The organism is Roseomonas acroporae (assembly GCF_023223525.1).
Lineage (GTDB): Bacteria > Pseudomonadota > Alphaproteobacteria > Acetobacterales > Acetobacteraceae > Roseomonas_E > Roseomonas_E acroporae.
Map to the genome: position 1 here is coordinate 1 of NZ_JALPRX010000002.1, position 21,752 is coordinate 21,752.

Sequence of the window (21,752 nt, forward strand, 5' to 3'; positions counted from 1 at the left end):
GCGGGGATGCCCTCGCACGATGCCGTTATCGCGCGGGTGCCGGAGGGCGTCGTTCCGGAAGCGCAGCCGGCGAGCCGGCCCGGCGGGGCCGGTCACCGGCGCCGTGGCCGCCAGGGGGCGGCCACGGCCGGCGGGGATGGTCGGGTCGCCGCCGGGCTCAGGCGGTCTGCTGGATGGCCGAGAGCATCCAGGGGCCGCCATCGGTGCGCAGGAAGGTCCACAGCTCGGTCGCCTCGGACGGGCGGGACGGGTCGCCCTCCACCACGGCGCCGTCCGCCGTGCGGCGGGTCACGTCCACCATCGAGACGCGCATCGCGACGGTGGCGTATTCCCGCCTGCCCTCGCGCCACGCCTCCGCGAGGTCGCCCTGGACGAGGCGGACATCGGCGGTCTCGTTGCGCAGGCCGCGGCTGGCCAGCTCGGTGAGCTGCTCGTTGAAGTAGGAGACCATCTCCGGCGTGCAGATGCGCTGCAGCCCGGCGAGGTCCTGGCGCGACCAGGCGCCGTTGACCTCCTTGAGCAGCCGCTCGAAGGCCTCGTAGTCGGTGGGCTGCACCGCCACGGGCGGGCCGCCGGCCGGCGAGACGCCGCCGCCGAGGGCGCGGCCGCCGTTCTGGAGCGGGCCGCCCATCGCCTCGCGCGCCATGCCGGGGGGCATGCCGGCGGGGGCCATCTGCGCCTGCTGCCGGCGCCGGAAGAAGCCGATCACCAGCCAGGCCAGACCGGCGAGCAGGGCGATCTGCAGCAGGAAGCCGAGGAAGCTGGCGAAGCCGCCGAGGCCGCCGGTGAAGCCGTGGCCGAACAGCAGGCCGCCGATGCCGGCGCCGATCAGCCCGCCCATCAGCCCGGCGCCGAAGCCGCCGCCGAACAGGCCGCCGCGCGCGGGCTGCGCCGCCGCGCCGGCCATTGGGGCCCCCATGCCCGGACGCGACGGCTCGGTCATGCTCCGCTCCATCGGGCGGGCCGTGCCGGGCGCGGTGCTGGTGGAGGGGGGTGCGCTGAAGGTGCGGCTGCCGCGGCTGCCGGCCGAGACGCCGCCACCCGGTCGCGCATCGGCCACGGTCGGGCCGAGAACGAGCGCCGCCACGGCGAGCGCGCTGAGGAAAGAGGCGGTGCGGCGCATGGCTGGACGACTCCCAGAGCAAGATTGCATGGATGTAATATAGGGAATTGCGCGGCGATTGCGATACCTATCGGTCCTCTACCTTTCGGCCCTCTGCCTTCCCTTCGGCCCGCATCCGTCGGCCCTGCCGCCGCGCTGCGCCAGCGAGGCGCATCGGACGGAGCTTGGCAGCCGGCGGCGGATGCCGGATGAATTCCCTGTCACCGTTCGCCCCCGCACGGAAGTTGCACACGGGAGTTGCAACGGTGGCGCTTCGCTCGGGTTGCCGGCACGGCCAACCGGGACTTCCCGCAGGGCATGCTTCGCCCGGTCGCCCGGTCGCCCGGTCGCCCGGTCGCTTGGCCGCGCGGCGATGCGCGAGGGCGCGGGGCCCGGCCCGACGGCCCCCGCGCGATGCCGGCACGCGACCGGCCGACCGTCAGGCCTCGCACGAGCCATTGACGCCCGCTCGCCGGCTCCGGCAATGACGCGGCACGATGGGGAGGGAGCCGGACCATGCCGGTATCGCGCAGCGGACACGGCCGGATCCGGCCGGCGGCACGGCCGGCGCCATGAGCGCCGCGCCCTTCCTGGTCGGCAACGGCGCCGGCTTCTCGGGCGACCGCGTGGACGCGCCGATCCCCGTGGTGCGCACCCTGGTCGCGCGCGGCCTGCCCGCCGCGCTGTTCCTGGAGGTGCTGGGCGAGCGCACCGTGGCGCTGGCGCAGCTCGAACGGCGGCGCGACCCGGAACTCGGCTACGAGCCGATGCTGGAGCGGCTGCTGGCGCCGATCCTGGCCGACTGCCACCGGCACCGCATCCCGATCCTCGGCAATTTCGGCGCCGCCAACCCGCCGGCGGCGGGGCGGCTGATCGCGGCGCTGGCCCGCCGCCTGGGCCTGCCCGAACTGCGCATCGCGGTGGTCACGGGCGACGACGTGCAGGGCAGCATCGACCTCGGCGCGCTGGCCGTGCACGAGGCCGATGCCAGCCTGCCGGCCGACGCGGCGCGGCTCGTCGCCGCCAACGCCTATATCGGCGCCGGGCCGCTGGTGGAGGCGCTGCGGCAGGGCGCCGACGTGGTGGTGGCCGGCCGCACCTCCGACCCCGCGCTGGCCATCGCGCAGCTGCTGCACCATTTCGGCTGGGCGGCGGACGACTGGGAGAAGCTGGCCGTCGGCGCCGCCTGCGGCCACCTGCTGGAATGCGGCAGCCAGGTCTCGGGCGGCGTGTTCTGGGACCCCGGCCGCAAGGACATCCCGGACCCCGCCGACATCGGCTTCCCGATCGCCGAGGTGACGGCGGAAGGCGGCCTCGTCGTCACCAAGGCGGACGCGACGGGCGGCGTGGTCGACCTGCGCACGGTCAAGGAGCAGCTCCTCTACGAGCTGCACGATCCGGCGCACTACATAACACCCGACGTGGTGCTCGACATCACCGGCTGCACGCTGGAGCAGCTTGGCCCCGACCGTGTCGCGGTGCGCGGGCTGCGCGGCCGGCCGGCGCCGGAATCGCTGAAGGTGACGGCCTGCTTCGAGGGCTCCTGGCTCGGCGAGGGCGAGGTTTCCGTCGCCGGCCCGAACGCGCTCGGCCGCGCCCGCGCCACCGCCGAGGTGCTGCTGGAGCGGCTGCGCCGGCGCGCGCTGCCGGTGCGCGCACGGGTCGATCTGATCGGCGTCGCCAGCGTGCACGACAGCGACGACGGCGCGCTGTGGCGCGGCTATGACGGTCCGGAGCCGCCCGAGATCCGCATCCGCCTCGCCGCCGAGGGCACGGACCGCGGCGCGGTGGACCAGGCGGCGCGCGAGGCGCTGGCGCTGCTCTGCTGCGGCACGGCGGGCACGGGCGGGGCGCGCTGGCGCGTCACGCCGCGCATCCTGACGCGCTCCTACCTCGTGCCGCGCGCCCTGGTGCCGACCGGGGTGACGCTGCGCACGGCACGGGAGATGAACTGATGCCCGGGGACGCGGACGAGACCATCGAGGTGCCGCTCTACGACGTCGCGCACGGCCGCGCCGGCGACAAGGGCAACCGCTGCAACATGAGCCTGATCCCGTACCGGCCGGAACTCTACCCGGTGCTGGCGGAGCAGGTGACGGAGGCGCGCGTGCTGGCGCTGTTCGCGCATCGTGGCGCCACGCGCTGCACGCGCCACGACCTGCCGAAGCTGCACGCCTTCAACTTCGTGGTGGACGACGTGCTGGAAGGCGGCGTGAACGGCAGCCTGAACCTCGACGGGCACGGCAAGACGCACTCCTTCCGGCTGCTCGGCCTGACCGTGCGCGTGCCGCGCGCGCTGCTGGAGGGCTGAGCGCGCCCTCCGCCCCGCTCAGTCGATCCCCGTCACCATCTCGTCGTCGGCGGTGCGCGTCATGAAGGCCGGCAGGCCGATCGGCCGCAGCTGCGAGGCCGGCAGCGACGGCTTGAACGGCCGGTCGCCGCGGCGCTTCGCGAAATCCGCCTTCGCCGCCTCGCGCAGCGCCGCGTCGGTCATCAGCTCCCAGCCCGCCGCCGCCAGGATGCGCGCCGTGTTGAGCGAGCCCTTGTCGCCGATCGACATGCCGCCGCAGGCGGTCACCGGCCAGGTGTGCAGCCCGACGCCGAGCGGCATGGTCGGCCAGGCGAAGACGCCGACCGGCGCCTGGTAGCTCACCTCGCCGACATCGGTGGAGCCGCCGGCCGAGATCTCGTGCAGGAAGGGCAGGGGCTGCGCGGCCAGGCCAGCCTCGCGCAGCTTCATCTCGCGCTGGCAGGCCTTCGCGAATTCCTGCTCGGCCGGCGTCCACTCGATCGGCACGGCGGCGAGGTGGCGGTGGAGCAGCCGCGCCAGCGGCTCGTTCGGCAGCAGGTCGTGCGTGCCGAAGAAGTGCAGCACCTCGGCGCGCGTCTGCGTCGCCGTGGCGGCGCCTTCCGCGACCTGCTTCACCCAGGCGGTGAGGCCCTCCACCTTCGGGCGGTCGAGGTCGCGCAGGATGATCCAGACCTGCGCGAAGTCCGGGATGACGTTCGGCGCCACGCCGGCCTGCTCGTAGATGTAGTGCATGCGGGCGCTGGGCTCGACGTGCTCGCGCATCATCTGCACGCCGATGCCGAACATCTCCGCCGCCTTCAGCGCGCTGCGGCCGTTCCACGGGTCGATGCCGGCATGCGCGGTGCGGCCGTGGAACATCACCTTCACCTTGTCGAGCGCGTTCAGCCGGACGATGCCGGCGCCGGCGAAGGGCGCCGGGTGCCAGGCGAGCGCGGCGTCGAGATCGGCGAAGAGGCCGTCGCGCGCCATGTACACCTTGGCGCCCTCGGTCTCCTCGGCGGCGCAGCCATAGACGCGGATGGTGCCCGGCGTGCCCTCGGCCTCCATCATCCGCCTGAGCGCGATGGCGCCGCCGGTGCAGCCGGCACCGAGCATGTTGTGGCCGCAGCCATGGCCCACCTCGGCGCCGGTCGGGCCTGGGGTCCGGCGCGGCTCGGCGGCGTTGCCGAGGCCGGGCAGCGCGTCGTATTCCGGCAGGTAGCCGAGGCGCGGGCCGCCGCTGCCGTTGCTCCATTCCGAGACGAAGGCCGTGGGCACGCCCGAGGTGCCGCGGCTGACGGTACGGAAGCCCGCCGCCTCCAGCTCGCGCAGGTGGATCGCGGCGGACTTCACCTCGTGCAGGCTCAGCTCGGCGTTGGTCCAGACCTCGCGCGAGAGGCGCAGGATGGCGTCGCGCACCGACTCCACGGCGCGCGCGGCCGCCGCCGAGGCGGCGGCCGGCGGCGGTGCCGAGGCGGCGGCGGGCGGGGCGGCGGCCGTCTGCGCCGCGGCGGGACCGGCCACGGGCAGCATGCCTGCCGCGCCCAGCGCGGTCAGGACCTCGCGTCGTCCGGTGGCGGGCATGGCGTCCTCCTTCTCGTCTTGTCTCGCGCGGCTCAGCCGCCTGCCGCGCCCTGCGTCCCGACATGCACGGCGTAGAGCGAGCGGCTCGCCGCCATGAACAGCCGGCTGCGGTGCCGGCCGCCGAAGCACAGGTTGGCGCAGCGCTCCGGCAGGTGGATGTGCAGCACCGGCTTCGCCTCGGGCGTGAAGACGCGCACGCCATCCAGCCCCTCGCCCATGCCCCAGCCGCACCAGAGGTTGCCCTCCACGTCGCAGCGGAACCCGTCCGGCGATTCCGCCGGGCCGCAGCGCAGGAAGACGCGTCGGTTGGCGATGCGCGTGCCGTCCCCGGTCACGTCGTAGACCAGGATGTTGCGCGGCGCGGCGCCGGATTCCACGACGTAGAGCAGCTTCCCGTCGGGCGAGAAGCAGAGTCCGTTCGGCCGCGCGATGTCGTCGGCCATCACGCGCAGCTCGCCCGTGGCGGGATCGAGCCGGTAGAGGTTGGTCGGCAGCTCCGGCTCGGCCTTCTCGCCCTCGTAGTGGCCGAGGATACCGAATTCGGGGTCTGAGAACCACACCGCCCCGTCGGGGGCCACGATCACGTCGTTGGGCGAGTTCAGCCGCCTGCCGTCGTAGCGGTCCGCCAGCACGGTGATGCGGCCGTCGTGCTCGGTGCGCGTCACGCGGCGCGTCAGGTGCTCGCAGGTGACGAGCCGGCCCTCGCGGTCGCGCGTGTTGCCGTTGGCGTTGTCGGAGGGCTGGCGCCAGGCGAAGGCGGCGCCGCTCGCCTCGTCCCAGCGCATGATCCGGTTGTTCGGGATGTCGCTCCAGTAGAGGCAGCGCGCATCGGCGAACCAGACCGGCCCCTCCGACCAGCGCGCGCCGGTGTAGAGCCGCTCGACGGCGGAATTCATGATCCGCAGCCGCGCGAAGGCGGGATCGAGCACCTCGATGGCCGGATCCGGGTAGCGCGAGGAGGGGGTCCAGCCGCCCGGGGCCGGGCCTGCCGTGTCGGTCTTGTGCATGCGTTCCCTTTCCCGCCTTTCCGGCGCGCGTCATGACCGCCCGTGCCGCGCGGTGGCGGCCGGCGGACGGTCCCGGCGCCGCGCAGTCTGGCGGGGCGGTCGCTTCGCGCCAACCCGCCCGGATTTCACAGGACGGAAGGGGGGCGGGCGGACGGGGGCGGGCGTCGTGCCCTACTCCCGCAGCCGCGGCAGCAGGAATTCCGGCACGCGGCGCAGCGCGTCCTCGCGCGCGGCGGGGTCCATGCCGGTGACCGGCACGATGCCGGCACCGGTGCGGAAATCCGGGCGGGCGCGGCGCGGCAGGCCGGGCCAGTCGAAGTCGTGCACCGCGCCGGGATAGGTGTGGATGGCGACCGGGCTGCCGGCGGCGGCCGCCGCCTCGACGATCGTCCGGCAGGGGCCGGCCGGGGTCCAGGCATCCTCCTCGCCCACCAGCACCAGCAGCGGCGTGCGCGTGGCGAGCGGCCGGCGCAGCCCGCCGGGGCGGCAGCTTCCCGGGTAGAAGGCCACCGCCGCGCGGAAATCCCGCGCGAGGCCGGCGGGGCGCGCCTCGTCGTCCTCGCGGATCGTCAGCAGCACCGCGCCGCCGCCCTGCGACCAGCCGACCAGCCCGATCCGGTCCGCCCGGATGTCGGGCCGCGCCGCCAGGAAGGCGAGCGCCGCGTAGGCGTCCCAGGGCCGGGCGCGGTAGAGGCCGAGGTCGAAATCGGCGGGCGCGCACATCGAGCGGGTGCCGCGCGCGCCGAAGCTGTCGGGCATCAGCACCGCGACGCCCTCGGCGTTGAAGCGCGCCGCCCAGTCCGTCTCGCGCGCGTTCACCGTCCCCTCGCGCGTGAACAGCCCGCCGCAGCCATGCAGGAAGACCAGGGCGGGATGCGGGCCGGGGCCGGGCGGCAGGAACAGCCGCGCCTCGATCGCCGCCTCGTGGCCGGGCGCCCGGCTCTGCAGGCGCACGCGCTGACCGTCCCTTTGGCCGTCCCTTTGGCCGTCCCTCGGCCCCTCTCCCTGCGCGCCGGCCGGGGCGCAGGCGGCGAGGAGCATCGCCAGGGCCGCCCAGAGCGCCTGCCGGCAGCCTTGTCCCCGGTTTGTTCCGAGTCGTGTTCCCTGGCGTGGCGGCCTCATGCGGCAGCGGTGCAGGCCCGGTGATCCTTGCGGATACGGATCGTCGAGGGCGGCGCCCGGTCCAGCAGCCCGGCGGGGCGGGTGGGGCGGCGCACCAGGTCGCCGCCGCAATTGGGGCAGTATCCGCCGAAGCGTGTCGCGGCGCATTCGGCGCAGAAGGTGCACTCGAAGGTACAGATCCGCGCGTCCGCGGCGCCGTTCGGCAGGTCGCGGTCGCAGCACTCGCAATTCGGGCGGATCTCCAGCATCGGGAACTCCTCCGGTAACGTCCGGAGCATAGGCCATGCGCCGCGCGGCTGTCGTGCCTTGTGGCACGCGGCGGCTGTCGTGCCCTGCGGCACGCGGCGGCTGTCCGACGCACGCTGCGTGGCGGCGTGCCGCCCGATCGCAAGCGGGAGCGGGTCGCACCTCCGACGCGCCGCCGCGTCACGGCACGGCGGCGCGGACCGGCACCGGCGCGAGCATGTAGCGCGCCGCCGCATCGTAGCTGGCGAGCGAGGCCCGCAGCGCCGGCCGCGTCGCCTCGGCGAAGCCGCGCGCCGCCCAGAACGGCACCGAGCCGCCCACGGCCACCAGCGCGGCGGTGCCGAGGCCGAGCCGCGCCGCCTCGGCCAGCAGCAGGACAACCGCCGCCGCGCCCCGGCCGCCGCCGCGCGCGCCGGGCAGCAGGGCGAGGTCGTGGATGTAGTAGGCGTCGGGCGCCTCCGGCAGCGGGCCGAGCGGCGTGTCGAGCTTCGGGATGTCCCACAGCCGCCAGGGATGGCTGAGCACGTAGCCGCCCGGTCCCGCCGCCGTCTCCAGCAGCAGGCAGCCCGGCGCATGCCGGTGCAGCCGCTCGGCGAGGATGGCGGGGCGCTCCGGGTAGCCGGGATGCACGGCCCCGGCGATGGCGACCACCGCGCCGAGGTCCGCCTCGCGCATCGGCCGCCAGCCGGCCGCCGGCGCGGCCGCACGATCGGTCGTCATCGGCCGCGCTACGCCACCCCGACCAGCAGCAGGACGATGCCGACCAGCGACACGCCCCAGACCAGCGAGCGCAGCATCGGCACGCCCAGCACGTAGAGCGGCCAGTAGAACAGCCGTGCCCAGAAGTAGAGATGCGCGCCCCAGACCGTCCAGCCGTTGGAGCGGCCGAGCACCGCGCCGGCCAGCACCAGCGCGGCGAAGAAGGGGAAGCTCTCCATGAAATTGGCGAAGGCGCGCCGGATGCGGCCGCCGATCGGCCCGAGCGGCCGCTCCTCGTCGCGCGGGCCGGCCGTGTAGGCGATGCCGAGCTGCGCCGAGGCGGCGACGCCGGTCGCCAGCAATTCGATCAGCCCCAGCACGACCGAGGCCAGGAGCAGGCTGAGTTCGGTGCTCATTCGGATCTCCGCGGCCCGTCGGCCGGACGTTACGGGAGATTGACGCGGCGGGGGAGCGGCCGTTCCGGGCCGCTCAGCCCCGGAACGCCGCGCCGATGGCGGCCATGAAGCCGTCCATCGCCGCCGGGTCGGTCCAGCGCAGCACGGCGACGAGGTCGCGCGAGGGATCGATCCAGGTCAGGTTGCCGCCCGCGCCCACGGCGCAGAAGCTCGCTTCCGGCGCCGAGGGCCAGCGCGTCCGCCCGGTGTTGAGCCACCAGAGGAAGCCGTATTCCGGGTTCAGCGCGCAGGGCGTGACGGATTGCGCCACCCACCCGGCCGGGATCACCTGCCGCCCTTCCCACGCGCCCCGGCGCAGCATCAGCAGGCCGATCCGCGCCTGGTCCTCCGCGCCGATGAACACGCCGCCGCCCCAGTGGCTGCCGCCCGAGACGGATTCCACCGGCCGCCCCGCCAACTCGACCATCGAGGTGCGGTAGCCGTGCCAGCGCCATTCGTCGGAGGCGCCGATCGGGCGCATCACCCGTTCGGCGAACACCGCCGGCAGCGGCCGGCCGAAGCGGCGCAGCAGGGCGAGGCTGAGCCGGTTCACGCGGACGTCGTTGTATTCCCAGTGCGTGCCCGGCGCCGCCAGGGTGCGCTGCCCCTTGCGCTGCGTCCCGCCCTCGGCGGCGAGGCTGCGGTTGCGGTCGATGCTGTCGGCCTTGCCGAACAGCGTGCCCTCCCATTCCGAGGTGTTGGTCAGCAGGTGGCGCCAGGTGACGGCGCCGTTGTGCGGCCCCTCGAAGCCGCCGTCATGCACGGTGCGGCCGACCGGCTCGTCGAGGTCGGCGATCAGCCCGTCCGCCACGGCGAGTCCGGCGAGAATGGAGAGATAGCTCTTGGCGACGCTGAAGGTCATGTCGGCGCGCCGCGTGTCGCCCCAGGCGCCGACCAGCCGCCCGTGCCGCAGGATCAGCCCGGTCGGTCCGCCGCGCGGGGCGACGGGGCCGATGATCTCGTTGTCGGGCGGCGGCTCGAAGTGGCCGGCCTCCAGATGCGCGCGGATGTCGCGCGGCCAGGGCGTCTCGTGCGTCTCGGCGAAGCGGATGGCGTCGGCCAGCGCGGCGCGGTCGAAGCCGGCGGCCTCGGGCGCCAGCATGGGCCAGGGGATGGTGCCGGGGACGGTGCCGGGGACGGTGCCGTCGGCGCCGGCATCGGGCGGCGGGAAGCGGGGATGCTCGGGAATGGTCGCGATTCCTCGGTCGGCGGCGCCGTGACTGGCGGGCAAAGCATGGGCCGGGCAAAGCATGAGCTGGGCAAAGCGTTGGACGGGCGGAGCATGGGCGGGACCGGGTGGGCCGGGCAAGACGCGCGCGCCCGGGGAGGAGGCCGGGGAGGCGCGAGAGGCGGTCGGTGGGGATGGGCGAGGGGCCTGATGATGGCGGCGGCACGCCGGGCCGCCGCGCATGCCCTTGCGCCGCGCGCGGCACCGTGCGCAGGAGCAAGGATCGGTCAGGGCAGGGGAGATCGAGGCATGGGGCTTGCCCCGCGGCAGTATCTGCGGCTGCGCACGCTGCGGCGCATGCCGCTCGTCTCGCCCCGCCTCTGGCGACGGCGGCTGATCTTCTGGGCGGGCGCCGTGATGGTGTCGCTGGTGGCGATCCTGTTCGCCCTCCTGGCCGACCGCGCCCAGGCCGGCTTCGCCGCGATCGTCGCGTACAGCCCGTATCTCGCCCTGGTCGTCTCGCCCGCCGGGCTGGCGCTCTCGGTCTGGCTCACCCGCACCGTGTTCCCCGGCGCGCAGGGCAGCGGCATCCCGCAGGCCATCGCGGCGCTGCGCATGACGGACCCGGCCATGGTGGCGCGCGTGCTGTCGCTGCGGGTCGCGGTCGGCAAGGTGCTGCTGACCCTGCTCGGCCTGCTCAGCGGCGCCTCGATCGGGCGCGAGGGGCCGACGGTGCAGGTGGGCGCCTCGATCATGCAGTCCCTCGGCGGCGCGCTGCGCCTGCCGCGCTTCGACTCGCAGCGCGCCCTGGTGCTGGCCGGGGCGGCGGGCGGCATCGCGGCCGCCTTCAACACGCCGCTCGCCGGCATCGTCTTCGCCATCGAGGAGCTGAGCCGCTCCTACGAGGCGCGCGGCAGCGGCAACGTGCTGACCGCCGTCATCATCGCCGGCATCACCACCGTGGCGCTGATGGGCGACTACAACTACTTCGGCTCGGCCGACCCGGCGCAGCTCGAGTTCGGCCCGGCCTGGGCGGCGGTGCTGGTGTGCGGGCTGGTCGGCGGGCTGCTGGGCGGGGCGTTCAGCCAGACGCTGATCAGCGCCTCCCGCCGCGGCCTGCCCGGCCCCGCCGGGCGCTGGCTGGCGGCCCATCCGATCCTGTTCGCGGCGCTGTGCGGGGTGGTGCTGGCGCTGCTCGGCCTCGCCTCCGGCGGCGCCACCTACGGCACGGGCTACGAGCAGGCGCGGGGGCTGGTGGAGGGGCGCTCCCACCTGTCCGGCGACTTCTTCCTGCTGAAGCTCGCGGCCACGGTGGTCTCCTACCTCAGCGGCATACCGGGCGGCATCTTCGCGCCATCGCTCGCGATCGGCGCCTCGCTGGGCGACTGGCTGGGCACGCTGCTGCCGATGGTGCCGTCGGGGGCGATCGTGCTGCTCGGCATGGTCGGGTACTTCTCGGGCGTGGTGCAGGCGCCGATCACCGCCTTCGTCATCGTGCTGGAGATGACCGACAACCAGCAGATGACCATCCCGCTGATGGCGACCTCGGCGCTGGGGTTCTTCGCCTCGCGGCTGGTGTGCCGGCGGGCGCTGTACGGGGCGCTGGCGCGGCGGTTCCTGCTGGCGGTGCAGCGGGTGGCCTGACGGGGCTCCGCCCCGGACCCCGGCGGGAAGGCGCCGCCTTCCCCGCACCCATCCGCCAGGGGCTTCGCCCCTGGACCCCACCAAAGGGCGAAGCCCCTTTGGAAACCCCGCTCCGCTTCAAGGCCCGACGGCTGAACCGGCGAGGCCGAAAACGCCGGCGGAGGTCCAGGAACCTGAGGTTCCTGGCGGGGGGGTTCCAGGGAGGGCAGCGCCCTCCCTGCAGAGGGGTGCGGGGAGGGCCCGTGGCCGCCCCCCCGGCGCAGGGCCGCGCCCCCCCCGCCCCCCCCCCCCCCCCCCCCGCGGGCGGGGGGGGGGGGGGGGGGCCCCCCCCCCCCCCCCCCGCCCGCGGGGGGGGGGGGGGGGGGGGCACGGACGCGGGGGCGCCGCCGCCCCGCGCGGGGCGGGGGGGGGGGGGGGGGGCCCCCCCCCCCCCCCCCCCGGCTCAGGCCAGCGCCCCCATCGCCCGCACCGCCACGCCGAGCCCGGCGAGGTCCGGCGTCGCCGCCGCTTCCTTGCCCAGCCGCACCGCCGCCTCGGGCGCCGCCGGCGCCTCGCCGCGCAGGGTGGCGCGCGCCAGCCGGAACTGCGCCGAGGCGAGGTCCTCCAGCAGCGCCGACTTCGCCCGCGCCCCGAACGCCCCGCGCAGCACCAGCCCGGCGGCCGCCGCGCGCAGCGGCTCCAGCCCGAATTCCTGGCCGGCCTGCCGCCAGGCCGCCGCCGCCTCGGTGGGCGGCACGCCGGTCGCCGCCGCGAGCCGCACGATGGCCGGCGCCGCCGCCAGCGCCGGTGCCGCCGCGACCTCGGCGGCGAGTTCCTCCGGCAGCCCGGCCTCGCGCAGCCGCGCCGCCTCGGCGCCGCCCGCCGCCTCGTTCGCCGCCGCGCCGGAGAGTGCCACGATGCCCGGCCGCAGCGCGGCGATGCCCTCCGCCAGCGGCCGGTCCATCTCGACCTCGCCCAGCAGCTCGTGCGCCACGGCCTCCTGGAGGTGCCGCAGCGACAGGGTGGCGCCGAGCCGCGCCATGGCCGGCGCCGGGGCGGCGTCCACCGCGTCGTCGCGCGCCTCCAGCCCGAAGGCGGCGCCGGCGAGCCAGGCGGCGCGGGCGATCCGCGCGGGCCCGGCCGAGGCCGCGAGGCGCGCCAGCGCGGCCGGGCCGAGCCGGTTGGCGACGGTGTTGGCGATGGCGGTCGCGATCAGCTCGCGCCGCAGCCGGTGCCGCTCGGCGTAGCGGGCATAGCCCTCGCGCAGCTCGGTCGGGAAGTAGTCGAGCAGCGTCTGCGTGAAGGCCGGGTCGTCCGGCAGGTCGCTCGCCTCGATCGCGTCGGTCAGCCAGAGCTTGGCGACCGGCAGCAGCGCCGCGATCTCGGGCCGGGTCAGCGACTCGCCCGCGGCGAGGCGCGACTGCATCGCCGTGGGCGAGGGCAGGCCGGCCACGGCGCGGTCGAGCAGCCCCTCCTCCTCCAGCAGCGTCATCATCGCGGCGTGGCCGGGCAGGGCCTCGGCGCCCTCCAGCGCCTCCAGCGAGACGGCGAGGGACTGCTGGTGGTTGTCGCGCAGCACCAGCGTGGCGACCTCGTCGGTCATGGCGGCGAGGAGCTGGTCGCGCTGGCGGCGGGTCAGCGCGCCGTCGCGCTCGGCGTCGGCGAGCAGGATCTTGATGTTGACCTCGTGGTCGGAGGTCGAGACGCCGGCGGAATTGTCCAGCGCGTCGGTGTTGATCCGCCCGCCCGCGCCGCCGGCGCCGCGCATCGCGTACTCGATGCGCCCGGCCTGGGTGACGCCGAGATTGGCGCCCTCGCCGATCACCCGCGCGCGGATCCCGGCGCCGTCCACCCGCAGCGCGTCGTTGGCACGGTCGCCCGCCTCGGTCTGGGTCTCGCCGGCGGCCTTCACGTAGGTGCCGATGCCGCCGAAGTAGAGCAGGTCCACCGGCGCACGCAGGATCGCCTGCATCACGGCGGCGGGCTCGGCGCGCTCGGCCTCGATGCCGAGCAGCGCGCGCGCCTCGGGCGAGAGCGGGATGGTCTTGGCGCTGCGCGGGAACACGCCGCCGCCCCGGCTGATCCGCGACCGGTCGTAGTCGTCCCAGGAGGAGCGGGGCAGGGCGAACATCCGGGCACGCTCCTCGTAGGCGAGGTGCGCGTCCGGATCCGGGTCGATGAAGATGTGGCGGTGGTCGAAGGCGGCGAGCAGGCGCGTCTCGCGGCTGACCAGCAGCCCGTTGCCGAACACGTCGCCGCTCATGTCGCCGACGCCGACGCAGGTGAACGGGTCCTTCTGGATGTCGAGGCCCAGTTCGGCGAAGTGCCGGGCGATCATCACCCAGGCGCCCTTGGCGGTGATGCCCATCGCCTTGTGGTCGTAGCCGGCCGAGCCGCCGGAGGCGAAGGCGTCGCCGAGCCAGAAGCCGCGCTCCACCGCGATGCCGTTGGCGATGTCGCTGAAGGTCGCGGTGCCCTTGTCGGCCGCCGCGACGATGTAGGGGTCCTCCGCGTCGCGCCGCACGATGCCGGGCGGCGTCACCGCGCCGCCGGCCTCGATGTTGTCGGCGAGGTCGAGCATGGCGTTGATCAGCACGCGGTAGCAGGCGACGCCCTCGGCCATGAAGGCCTCGCGGTCCGAGGCGGGCGGCGGGTGCTTGAGCACGAAGCCGCCCTTGGCGCCGGTCGGCACGATGACGACGTTCTTGAGGCGCTGCGCCTTCATCAGCCCGAGGATCTCGGTGCGGAAATCCTCGCGCCGGTCGGACCAGCGTATGCCGCCGCGCGCGACGGGGCCGGCGCGCAGGTGGCAGCCCTCCATGCGCACGGAATGGACGAAGATCTCGCGCCAGGGGCGGGGCAGGGGCATCTCGCCGGCCGCGGCGCTGTCGATCTTGATCGCGAGGTAGGGCTTGTCCTGGAACCAGTTGGTGCGGAGGACGGCGCGCAGCAGCGTCATCAGCCGCGTCAGGATGCGGTCCTCGTCGGGATTGGTGACGGTATCCAGCTCCGCCGTCCAGGCCGCCTCCAGCGCCTCCTCCTCGGCCGCGCGGCCGCGGTCCGGGTTGAAGCGGGCATGGAACAGCCCGAGCAGGATGCGCGCCGCCTCCGGGTGCGCGGCCAGCGTCGTCTCGACGCTCGCCTGGCTGAAGGCGAGGCCGACCTGCTTCAGCCAGCGGTACAGGGTGCGCAGCAGCCAGCATTCGCGCCAGGAGAGGCCGGCGCGCACCACCAGCCGATTGAACCCGTCCGCCTCGGCGCCGCCGTCGAGCAGCGCGTCGAGCGTGGCGAGCAGCGCCGGGAACACGGCATCCTCGACCGGCACGCCGGCGCGCAGGGTGAAGACGTGCAGCACCACGCGCGGCGCGTCGGCGGGGGCGAGGTGGTGCGGCGTCTCCTCGATGGCGCGCAGGTCGAGGCTTTCCAGCAGCGGCAGCGCGTCGGCCAGCGGCAGCGGGCCGCCGGGCCGGGCGAGGCGCAGCACGAGCTGGTCCGGCGCCGCGCCCGGCGGCCGCTCCAGCCGCGCCGCCGGGCGGCCGGTGGCCAGCGCGCGCTCGGCCAGGGCGAGGTCGGCGATGCCCTGCGCGGCGGTGGCGCCGTCGCGGTAGCCGGCGGGGAAGGCGTCGCCCCAGCGCGCGAGCAGGCGGGACGCGGCGGCCTCGCCCTCGCTCTCGGCCAGCGCCTCGCCGAGCCGGCCGCGGAAGGAGCGCGCGGCCTGCACCACGGCCGCCTCCAGCGCGGCGAGGTCCACCTTCGGCAGCGCGCCGGGCGTGGTGCCGATGATGTAGTTCACCCGCGCCAGCGGCGTGTCGCCCATGGCGATGTAGAAGGCGGAGAGATGCCCGCCCCAGGCGCGGGCCAGCATCTCGCCGATGCGCTCGCGCAGCGCCGTGTCGAACACGTCGCGCGGCAGCCAGGCGATGGCGGAGACGAAGCGCTCGAACGGGTCCTCGCGCACCACCAGCGCGGCGCGCGGGCGCAATTGCAGGTCCAGCGCCCGCCGGGCGCCGGCCAGGATCGCCTCCTCCGGCGCCTGGAACAGCTCGTCGCGCGGCCAGGTGTCGAGGATGTTGCGCAGCGCGCGGCCGTCATGGCTCTCGGGGTCGAGCCCGGCGCGGGCCAGGATCGATTCCACCTTCTCGGCCAGCAGCGGGATGGAGCGCGGGTTGCGGTTGTAGGCGGAGGCCGCGAACAGGCCGAGGAACAGCCGTACGCCGGTGACGCGGCCCTCGGCGTCGAACACCCGCGTCGCCACCACGTCGGCGTGCTGCGGCCGGTGCACCGTGGCGCGCAGGTTGGCCTTGGCGACGCTGACCGGCTCGGGCGTCAGGATCGCCGCCTGCACGGCGGTGGGCAGCGCGCCGAGGTCGCGCAGCACGTCGAAGGTGACCACCTTCGGGTCGCGCAGCATGCCGAGATTCTCCGCCGGCACCTGCGCCAGGTGCCCGTCCGCGCCGAGCATCAGCCGGCGGTGGCCGAGCAGCACGTAGTTCTCCTCGCCCATCCAGCGCAGGAAGGCGCGGGCGGGGCCGACGCCCGCCGCCTCGCCGCCCGCGATCTCGTCCCCGGCGGCGCGCAGGAAGCCGTGCATCGCCGCGAAGTCCTCGGTGGCGGCGCGCACATCGGCCATGGTGTGGCGCAGCAGGGCTTCCAGGGTCGCCCACTCGTCCTGGCCGGCGGCGGCGCGGAAGCCGGTGGGCAGGCCGCGCCCGACCATCTCGCGCGCCGTGCCGGTGAAGGCGATGCGCATCATGCTCTCGCGCAGCGTGGCGCCACCCGGCGGCGCCGCGGGCGAGGGGGCAGCGGGGCCGGCGGCGAGGCCGAGCAGGTCCCCGGCCGCATCGCGCCGCACCGTCAGGACCGGGTGCAGGAGCTGGCGCACCGGCCGCCCGGCGAGCGTCAGCGTGGCGAGCGCGCTGTCCACCAGGAAGGGCATGTCGTCGTTGACGATCTCGGCCACGGCGCGGGCGCCGGTGCCGGGGCCGGGCGGGATGACGCGCAGCTTCGCCCGGCCCGGCTCGCGCCGCGCGGCGAAGGACCAGAGGCTGGCGGCGGCGGCGGCCAGGGTCTCCGGCGCCTCCACGGCCAGCTCGCCGGTCGGCACGGCGGCGTAGAGCCGGTGCAGCAGCACCCCCGCATCCGGCGGCAGGTCCGGGGCGAGGCGACGCAGCGCCTCGGCGGCGGTGTTGAGCAATTCGGCCCTCACCGTGTCGGCCGCCGGGTTGGTCGGCGGCTGCTGGCTGGCGTCGTCGGGCATGCGCCCTCTCCCGTTGCTGCGGGTGTTTCGGTCGGTCGGGGTGTCGCCGCCGTGCGGGCGCCCCCCGGGGTGGCCGTTCGGCCTTGCGCGGCAGCCTAGCGTAACAGTCGCGCGGGCCGCCACCTCGCGCCGGCCGGGCGGTGGGCCGGTGTGGCAGGCCGGTGTGGCAGGCCGGTGGGGTAGGCCGGTGGGGCCGATCGGCCCGGGCAGCCCGGCGGGAGGCTCAGCCCGGCGCGCCGCTGCCCGTGTAGTCGGCCACGAGGTGCAGCATGGCGCGCAGCCCCGGCAGCAGCCCCGCCTCGTCCACCCGGAAGCGCGGCGAATGGTTCGGCGCGGCGCCGGTCGTGCCCGGCGCGTCGATGCCGACGAAGAAGAACATCCCCGGCGCCGCCTGCGCGAAATAGGAGAAGTCCTCGCCGGCCGAGGAACGCTCGCCCTCCTTCGCGTGCTCGCCCGCGACGCGCGCGAGGCTCGGCGCCATGCGCGCCACCAGCGCGTCGTCGGCGACGATCGGCGGGTAGCCGTTCGCTTCCCACACCACCTCGGCCTCGGCGCCCATGCCGGTGGCGATGCCCTCGGCCAGCGCCTTCGTGCGCTGCATGATGCGCTGGCGCGTCGCCTCGTCGAAGGTGCGCAGCGTGCCGCTCAGCTCCACCTTGTCGGGGATGATGTTGTAGCGCGTGCCGGCATGGATGGTGCCGACGCTGAGCACCGCCGCCTGCCGCGTCACGTCCGTCTCGCGGCTCACCAGGGTCTGCATCGCGGTGACGATCTGCGCCGCCGCCACCACCGGATCGACGCCCGCCCAGGGCATGGCGCCGTGCGTCTGCTTGCCCGTCACCGTCATGCGGAAGCCGTCCGAGCTGGCGGTGACGGCGCCGGCGCGGTAGCGCAGCTCGCCCACCGGCAGGCCGGCGACGACGTGCAGGCCGAACACCGCGTCCGGCCTCGGGTCGGCCATGGCGCCCTGCTCGACCATCAGCCGCGCGCCGCCGATCTCGCCGTTCGGCAGCTTCTCCTCGGCGGGCTGGAACAGCAGCTTCACCGTGCCGCGCAGCGAGTCCCGGTTCGCCGCCAGCACCTCCGCCACCGCCATCTGGATCGCGACGTGGCAGTCGTGGCCGCAGGCGTGCATCACCCCCACCTCCTCGCCGCCCCACTGCGTGCGGGCCTTCGAGGCGAAGGGCAGGTCCACCTGCTCGGCGACGGGCAGCGCGTCCATGTCGGCGCGCAGCGCCACCACGGGGCCGGGACCGGCGCCGCCGCGCAGCACGGCGACGAGGCCGGTGACGGCGACGCCCTCGCGCACCTCCCAGCCCAGCGCGCGCAGATGGGCGGCGACCAGCGCGGCGGTGCGCCGCTCCTGGTTGCCCAGCTCCGGGTTCTGGTGGATGTCGCGGCGCCAGGCGATCATCCGCGGCTCGATCGCGGCGGCGGCGGCGTCGAGCCGGGCATGGATCGGGCGCGCGGCGCCCACGACGGCGACGGCGGCCGAGGCGGGCCGCGCGCGCAGCGCCGGCAAGGCGCAGCAGGCGCAGGCGAGGCCGAGCAGGCCGCGCCGGGTGGGAGCGGCGACCGCCTCGGCACGGAGGGCGGGGCAGCCGGGTCCTGGCGGCTGGCGGAACGGCGTCATGGCGGGGCGACCTCGCGGGCTTGGGGAACCGGCCTCGCCGAGCATGGTCCAGGGCGGGGCAACGACGCCAGCGCCCCGCGCCGCGACCGGGACCGGGTGCGCGACGGATCCTCCTCCGGCGCGGATCCGCGCCGCGGGGCGCTCCCGCCCGGCGGCGATCCGCGCCGGCCGCTCAGCGATTCGTGTAGCGTGCCGTCAGCTCGCGCTCGCGCCGCTCGGTCTTGTCGAGCCGGCAGGCGAGGGTGGCCGGGCCCATGCCGGTGCCCTGGCCCCACTCGTAGGCGATCAACTCGCCGCAATCCGCGTCGCGGAAGGCGAGCCAGGCCCGCTGCGACACCTGCATCGCGCGCCGCCAGTTGGTCCGCTGCGTGGACACGGTGCCGCTATCGTTGTCGATCACGTGCAGGGCGCGCTCGAAGGCCTGGTTCATCGCCGTCTCGGCCCGGTTCAGCGCCGCCTCCAGGCACTCGCCCTGCTGCGCGGTCGAGGTCAGGCGGTCGCAGGGGCCGCCCGGGATGGGGTTGCCGCCGGGGGCGGGGGCCGGGGTGCCGGCGGGCGCGCGGCCGCCGGCCGGCGCCGGCCGGGCTTGCGTGGGCTGGGTCTGATTGGGTTGGGCCTGGGTGGGTTGAGCCTGGGCGGACGCGGCGCCGATCCCGGCCAGGGCCAGTTGCAGCAGCAGCAGAACGCCCGCTCGACGGCGCAACGGCAACGGCCCGCCTCCCGCGCAGGCGCCGCCCGCCTCCGTCGCGGCGGCGCCCTGCCATGCCAGGCAGGGCCACCGTCGGGCCGGACGGTCCGCCGGCGTGGAGCCGCGCCGGATGCGCTGAGCGGCGGCGATGCGCAGCCCCGGCCGGACCGCCTGGCGCGGCGGTCCCGGCGGCATCCATGTCCGGTGCGCCATGCTGCTCCGCTCCCGTTCCATCCCGCCGAATCGCCCGCCGGTTCCGGCCGCGCGCAGGATAGAGCGGATCGGTGGCGGGCGGCATGCCCGGTGGCGCGAATCCACCCTGAAAACAACGGGCTACGGCGGGGCGCGGACCCGGCCGGACCGCGCTGCGCCATGAGCCGAGGCCCGGCCGTGCCCGCAAGGCCGCTCAGGCCGGCTCCGATCCCGTCGTCGCACCCGTGCCGGTGCTGCCGAAGCCGCCGGCGCCGCGCGCGGAGGGGCGCGAGAACGCCTCGACCACCGAGAAGCGTGGCCGGAGCACCGGCACGAACAGCATCTGCGCGAAGCGCTCGCCGGGCGCGATGGCGATGGGCGGGCTGCCCGGCGGGTTGCGGTTCCAGGCGCTGACCAGGATCGGGCCGGTGTAGTCGGGGTCGATCAGCCCGGTGCCGTTGCCCATCAGCAGCCCCTCGCGGTGCCCGCGCCCGGAGCGGGGCAGCACCAGCGCGGCGAGGTGCGGGTCGGCCATGTGCAGGGCGATGCCGGCCGGGATCAGCAGCGGCGGCGCGCCGGCCTCGACCAGCGCGGGCGCCTCCAGGCAGGCGTGCAGGTCGATCGCCGCCGCCATCGCGCTGGCGTAGCGCGGCAGGCCCCATTCGTGCAGGCGCGGGTCGAGGATGCGGATCTCCACCGGCGGCGCCATGTCCGCCGCCGGTGAAGCCGGCGGGGCACCGCGCGGCGCGTCGTCGCTCACCGGGGCATCCCGGGTGGCGCGACGGCGGGTGCGCCGATGGGGGCGCCGATGGGGGCGCCAGCGGCGGGGGCGGCGGGCACGCCGGCGGGCGGGCGATACTGGGCGAGCAGCGACACCGTCCGGTCCACCTCGCGCCGGGCCGTGGCGAGGTCGCCGCTCAGCAGCGCGGCACGGGCCCCGGCGAGCCAGCGCACCGGACCGCCATCCACGGGCTGGTCGGCCTGCCAGGGCAGGGTGGAGCGGGTCAGCAGCCGCGTCTCGGCGCGCTCGATCAGCTCGTTGGCCTCGCCGTTGCGGCCGGCGCCCAGCGCCGCCAGCGCCGCCCGCAGCAGCCCGTAGGCGCCCTCGGGCGCGAATTCGTCGGCCGCCAGCGCATCCCGCCGCTGCGCGCCGACCGGCGCCGGGGTGGCGGAGCCGCGCTCGTCGCGCATCTCCCCCAGCGCCCCGCCGCCCGGGGGAAGGGGCGCGGTGCCCGGCCCGGCATGGGGCGGCGGGGCCGCGCCTGGCGTCTGGGTCATGGTCGCCTGGGCCAAGGTCGCCTGGGCCATGGTGGTCTGGGCCATGGCGGTCCGGGCCATGGCCGGCACGGCCGCGAGCAGCGCCAGGCCGAGGCCGGCCGCGCCGAGGGCGGGCCGGCGGGGGAAGGGGGAATGCATCCGATCGGCTCTCCTCGTGCCACGCGGTCGGGCGCCGCCGGCGGCGGCCCGGCGGCTCAGCCCAGCACGGTGGCGACGTCGTGGCGCGACGAGACGCCGATCAGCGTCCGCAGGTCGGCCTGCGGCCGGGCGCCGAAATGGCCGATCACCTCGGCCGCCGCGACGGAACCCCAGCGGCCGCACTCGGGCAGCGGCAGGCCGCGCGAGAGCGCCGCCAGGAAGCCCGCCGCGTAGGCGTCGCCGGCGCCGGTCGTGTCCACCACCCGTGCCGGCTCGGCGTTCACGGCGTGCGCCTCGGCGCCGGCGAGGATCACGCTGCCCCGCTCGGAGCGGGTCAGCGCCGCCAGCCCGACCTCGGTGCGGGCGGCCGCGGCGGCCTCGTCGAAGCTTTCCGCCTCGTAGAGCGCGCAGACCTCGGCCTCGTTGGCGAACAGGATGTCGGCCTCGTCGCGCACGAAGGCGCGGAACGCCGCGCGGTGGCGGCCGACGCAGAAGGGGTCGGACAGGCTGATCGCCACCTTGCGGCCGGCCGCGTGGGCGATGCGCGCCGCCTCCCGGAACGCCGCCTGCGCCGCCGGCGGGTCGAACAGGTAGCCCTCGAGGTAGACGATGCCCGCCCCCCGGATCGCCGCCGCGTCCAGGTCCGCCAAGCCGAAGCTGACGCAGGCGCCGAGATAGGTGTTCATGGTGCGCTGCCCGTCCGGCGTCACCAGGATCAGGCAGCGTGCCGTGGGGGCGCCGCCCCCTTGCCCCAGGGCGAGCGGCGCGGTCGGGAAGCGCACGCCGGCGGCCTCGATGTCGTGGCGGAAGGCGGCGCCGAGCAGGTCGTCGGCCACCTTGCCGAGGAAGCCCACCCGCGCGCCCAGCGAGGCCGCCACGGCGCAGGTGTTGGCCGCCGAGCCGCCGGAGCTCTCGATGCCCGGCCCCATCGCGGCGTAGAGCGCCTCGGCCTCGTCGGTGTCGATCAGGCGCATGCTGCCCTTGTCGAGGCCGCGCCCGTCCAGGAAGCCGTCCTCGGCGCGCGCCAGCACGTCGACGATGGCGTTGCCGATGCCCAGGATGTCGAGGACGGTGCCGGGCTGGGACGGCTGGTCGCTGGTCGCGGTCATCGGGAAACCCCTCGGAGGCGGCGGTGCGCCGCACGGTCCGGGCGGGGATACCGCCCGATGGCGTGCCGCGGCAACTGCGCCGGCGGCCGCCGCGCGTCCGGGTTCCCGTCCGGGCTCCCGTCCGGGGACGATCCGGCCCTGCGGACGAGATCCTCCAGGGA

General features: G+C 76.0%; 17 protein-coding genes. 3 read left to right on the top strand and 14 right to left on the bottom strand.

Translation table 11 applies throughout. The features are described 5' to 3' along the window. Positions 1 to 157: 157 nt before the first annotated feature. Positions 158 to 1,123 (bottom strand): Tim44 domain-containing protein, encoded by a 966-nt coding sequence (locus M0638_RS00555; protein WP_248664999.1) that lies wholly within the window; start codon positions 1,121 to 1,123, stop codon positions 158 to 160. Between the two features lie 551 nt (positions 1,124 to 1,674). Here M0638_RS00555 and M0638_RS00560 point away from each other — a divergent pair. Continuing rightward, entirely contained in the window at positions 1,675 to 3,057 is a 1,383-nt protein-coding gene (locus tag M0638_RS00560) for an acyclic terpene utilization AtuA family protein (RefSeq protein ID WP_248665000.1), read from the top strand. Then, on the top strand, positions 3,057 to 3,413 hold the full coding sequence (locus M0638_RS00565; protein WP_248665001.1) for an AtuA-related protein: 357 nt from the start codon (positions 3,057 to 3,059) through the stop codon (positions 3,411 to 3,413). Before M0638_RS00560 ends, M0638_RS00565 begins: the two co-directional genes overlap by 1 nt. 18 nt (positions 3,414 to 3,431) lie before the next feature. Here M0638_RS00565 and M0638_RS00570 read toward each other — a convergent pair whose 3' ends face one another. From M0638_RS00570 to M0638_RS00600, 7 genes are all read right to left on the bottom strand, one after another. Further along, positions 3,432 to 4,976, bottom strand: coding sequence for an amidohydrolase (locus M0638_RS00570; protein WP_248665002.1), 1,545 nt, complete (start codon positions 4,974 to 4,976; stop codon positions 3,432 to 3,434). 32 nt (positions 4,977 to 5,008) lie between these two features. Beyond that, entirely contained in the window at positions 5,009 to 5,983 is a 975-nt protein-coding gene (locus M0638_RS00575) for an SMP-30/gluconolactonase/LRE family protein (RefSeq protein WP_248665003.1), read from the bottom strand. 171 nt (positions 5,984 to 6,154) lie between these two features. Continuing rightward, positions 6,155 to 6,937: a dienelactone hydrolase family protein gene (locus tag M0638_RS00580; RefSeq protein ID WP_248665004.1), complete on the bottom strand. Its 783-nt coding sequence runs from the start codon at positions 6,935 to 6,937 to the stop codon at positions 6,155 to 6,157. Positions 6,938 to 7,101: 164 nt separating this feature from the next. Then, the gene (locus tag M0638_RS00585) at positions 7,102 to 7,353 is read right to left on the bottom strand and encodes a DUF1272 domain-containing protein (protein WP_248665005.1); all 252 of its coding nucleotides are present in this window, start codon (positions 7,351 to 7,353) and stop codon (positions 7,102 to 7,104) included. 178 nt (positions 7,354 to 7,531) lie between these two features. Beyond that, the gene (locus M0638_RS00590; protein ID WP_248665006.1) at positions 7,532 to 8,071 is read right to left on the bottom strand and encodes a GNAT family N-acetyltransferase; all 540 of its coding nucleotides are present in this window, start codon (positions 8,069 to 8,071) and stop codon (positions 7,532 to 7,534) included. 8 nt (positions 8,072 to 8,079) lie between these two features. Next, positions 8,080 to 8,466 carry an MAPEG family protein gene (locus M0638_RS00595; RefSeq protein ID WP_248665007.1) on the bottom strand — a complete coding sequence of 129 codons (387 nt, stop codon included), beginning with the start codon at positions 8,464 to 8,466 and terminating at the stop codon, positions 8,080 to 8,082. A gap of 73 nt (positions 8,467 to 8,539) precedes the next feature. Next, positions 8,540 to 9,736, bottom strand: a complete 1,197-nt coding sequence (locus M0638_RS00600; protein ID WP_248665008.1) for a serine hydrolase domain-containing protein — start codon at positions 9,734 to 9,736, stop codon at positions 8,540 to 8,542. A 246-nt stretch (positions 9,737 to 9,982) separates the two neighbouring features. Between M0638_RS00600 and M0638_RS00605 the strand changes: the two genes are divergently transcribed. Next, entirely contained in the window at positions 9,983 to 11,317 is a 1,335-nt protein-coding gene (locus M0638_RS00605) for a chloride channel protein (protein ID WP_248665009.1), read from the top strand. Positions 11,318 to 11,759: 442 nt separating this feature from the next. On the opposite strand, the gene M0638_RS00610 is transcribed toward M0638_RS00605, so the two are convergent. The 6 genes from M0638_RS00610 to M0638_RS00635 all read right to left on the bottom strand — a co-directional run bounded on the left by M0638_RS00610 (position 11,760) and on the right by M0638_RS00635 (position 21,591). Continuing rightward, positions 11,760 to 16,553: an NAD-glutamate dehydrogenase gene (locus M0638_RS00610; RefSeq protein ID WP_248665010.1), complete on the bottom strand. Its 4,794-nt coding sequence runs from the start codon at positions 16,551 to 16,553 to the stop codon at positions 11,760 to 11,762. A 223-nt stretch (positions 16,554 to 16,776) separates the two neighbouring features. Further along, complete coding sequence (locus M0638_RS00615; protein ID WP_248665011.1) at positions 16,777 to 18,186, bottom strand: amidohydrolase; 1,410 nt, start codon at positions 18,184 to 18,186, stop codon at positions 16,777 to 16,779. A 172-nt stretch (positions 18,187 to 18,358) separates the two neighbouring features. After that, a complete protein-coding gene (locus tag M0638_RS00620) occupies positions 18,359 to 18,889 on the bottom strand; it encodes a lysozyme inhibitor LprI family protein (RefSeq protein ID WP_248665012.1) in 531 nt (176 codons plus the stop codon). A gap of 391 nt (positions 18,890 to 19,280) precedes the next feature. Beyond that, positions 19,281 to 19,826 (bottom strand): dUTP diphosphatase, encoded by a 546-nt coding sequence (dut, locus tag M0638_RS00625; RefSeq protein ID WP_248665013.1) that lies wholly within the window; start codon positions 19,824 to 19,826, stop codon positions 19,281 to 19,283. Further along, a complete protein-coding gene (locus M0638_RS00630; RefSeq protein ID WP_248665014.1) occupies positions 19,823 to 20,482 on the bottom strand; it encodes a hypothetical protein in 660 nt (219 codons plus the stop codon). Before M0638_RS00630 ends, dut begins: the two co-directional genes overlap by 4 nt. Positions 20,483 to 20,538: 56 nt before the next feature. Continuing rightward, positions 20,539 to 21,591: an adenosine kinase gene (locus tag M0638_RS00635; RefSeq protein ID WP_248665015.1), complete on the bottom strand. Its 1,053-nt coding sequence runs from the start codon at positions 21,589 to 21,591 to the stop codon at positions 20,539 to 20,541. Positions 21,592 to 21,752: the final 161 nt, after the last annotated feature.

Bases quoted from the DNA above. Each gene is read 5' to 3' on its own strand.
- M0638_RS00555 (WP_248664999.1), bottom strand. From the start codon at position 1,123: ATGCGCCGCACCGCCTCTTTCCTCAGCGCGCTCGCCGTGGCGGCGCTC.
- M0638_RS00560 (WP_248665000.1), top strand. From the start codon at position 1,675: ATGAGCGCCGCGCCCTTCCTGGTCGGCAACGGCGCCGGCTTCTCGGGC.
- M0638_RS00565 (WP_248665001.1), top strand. From the start codon at position 3,057: ATGCCCGGGGACGCGGACGAGACCATCGAGGTGCCGCTCTACGACGTC.
- M0638_RS00570 (WP_248665002.1), bottom strand. From the start codon at position 4,976: ATGCCCGCCACCGGACGACGCGAGGTCCTGACCGCGCTGGGCGCGGCA.
- M0638_RS00575 (WP_248665003.1), bottom strand. From the start codon at position 5,983: ATGCACAAGACCGACACGGCAGGCCCGGCCCCGGGCGGCTGGACCCCC.
- M0638_RS00585 (WP_248665005.1), bottom strand. From the start codon at position 7,353: ATGCTGGAGATCCGCCCGAATTGCGAGTGCTGCGACCGCGACCTGCCG.
- M0638_RS00590 (WP_248665006.1), bottom strand. From the start codon at position 8,071: ATGACGACCGATCGTGCGGCCGCGCCGGCGGCCGGCTGGCGGCCGATG.
- M0638_RS00595 (WP_248665007.1), bottom strand. From the start codon at position 8,466: ATGAGCACCGAACTCAGCCTGCTCCTGGCCTCGGTCGTGCTGGGGCTG.
- M0638_RS00605 (WP_248665009.1), top strand. From the start codon at position 9,983: ATGGGGCTTGCCCCGCGGCAGTATCTGCGGCTGCGCACGCTGCGGCGC.
- M0638_RS00610 (WP_248665010.1), bottom strand. From the start codon at position 16,553: ATGCCCGACGACGCCAGCCAGCAGCCGCCGACCAACCCGGCGGCCGAC.
- M0638_RS00615 (WP_248665011.1), bottom strand. From the start codon at position 18,186: ATGACGCCGTTCCGCCAGCCGCCAGGACCCGGCTGCCCCGCCCTCCGT.
- M0638_RS00630 (WP_248665014.1), bottom strand. From the start codon at position 20,482: ATGCATTCCCCCTTCCCCCGCCGGCCCGCCCTCGGCGCGGCCGGCCTC.
- M0638_RS00635 (WP_248665015.1), bottom strand. From the start codon at position 21,591: ATGACCGCGACCAGCGACCAGCCGTCCCAGCCCGGCACCGTCCTCGAC.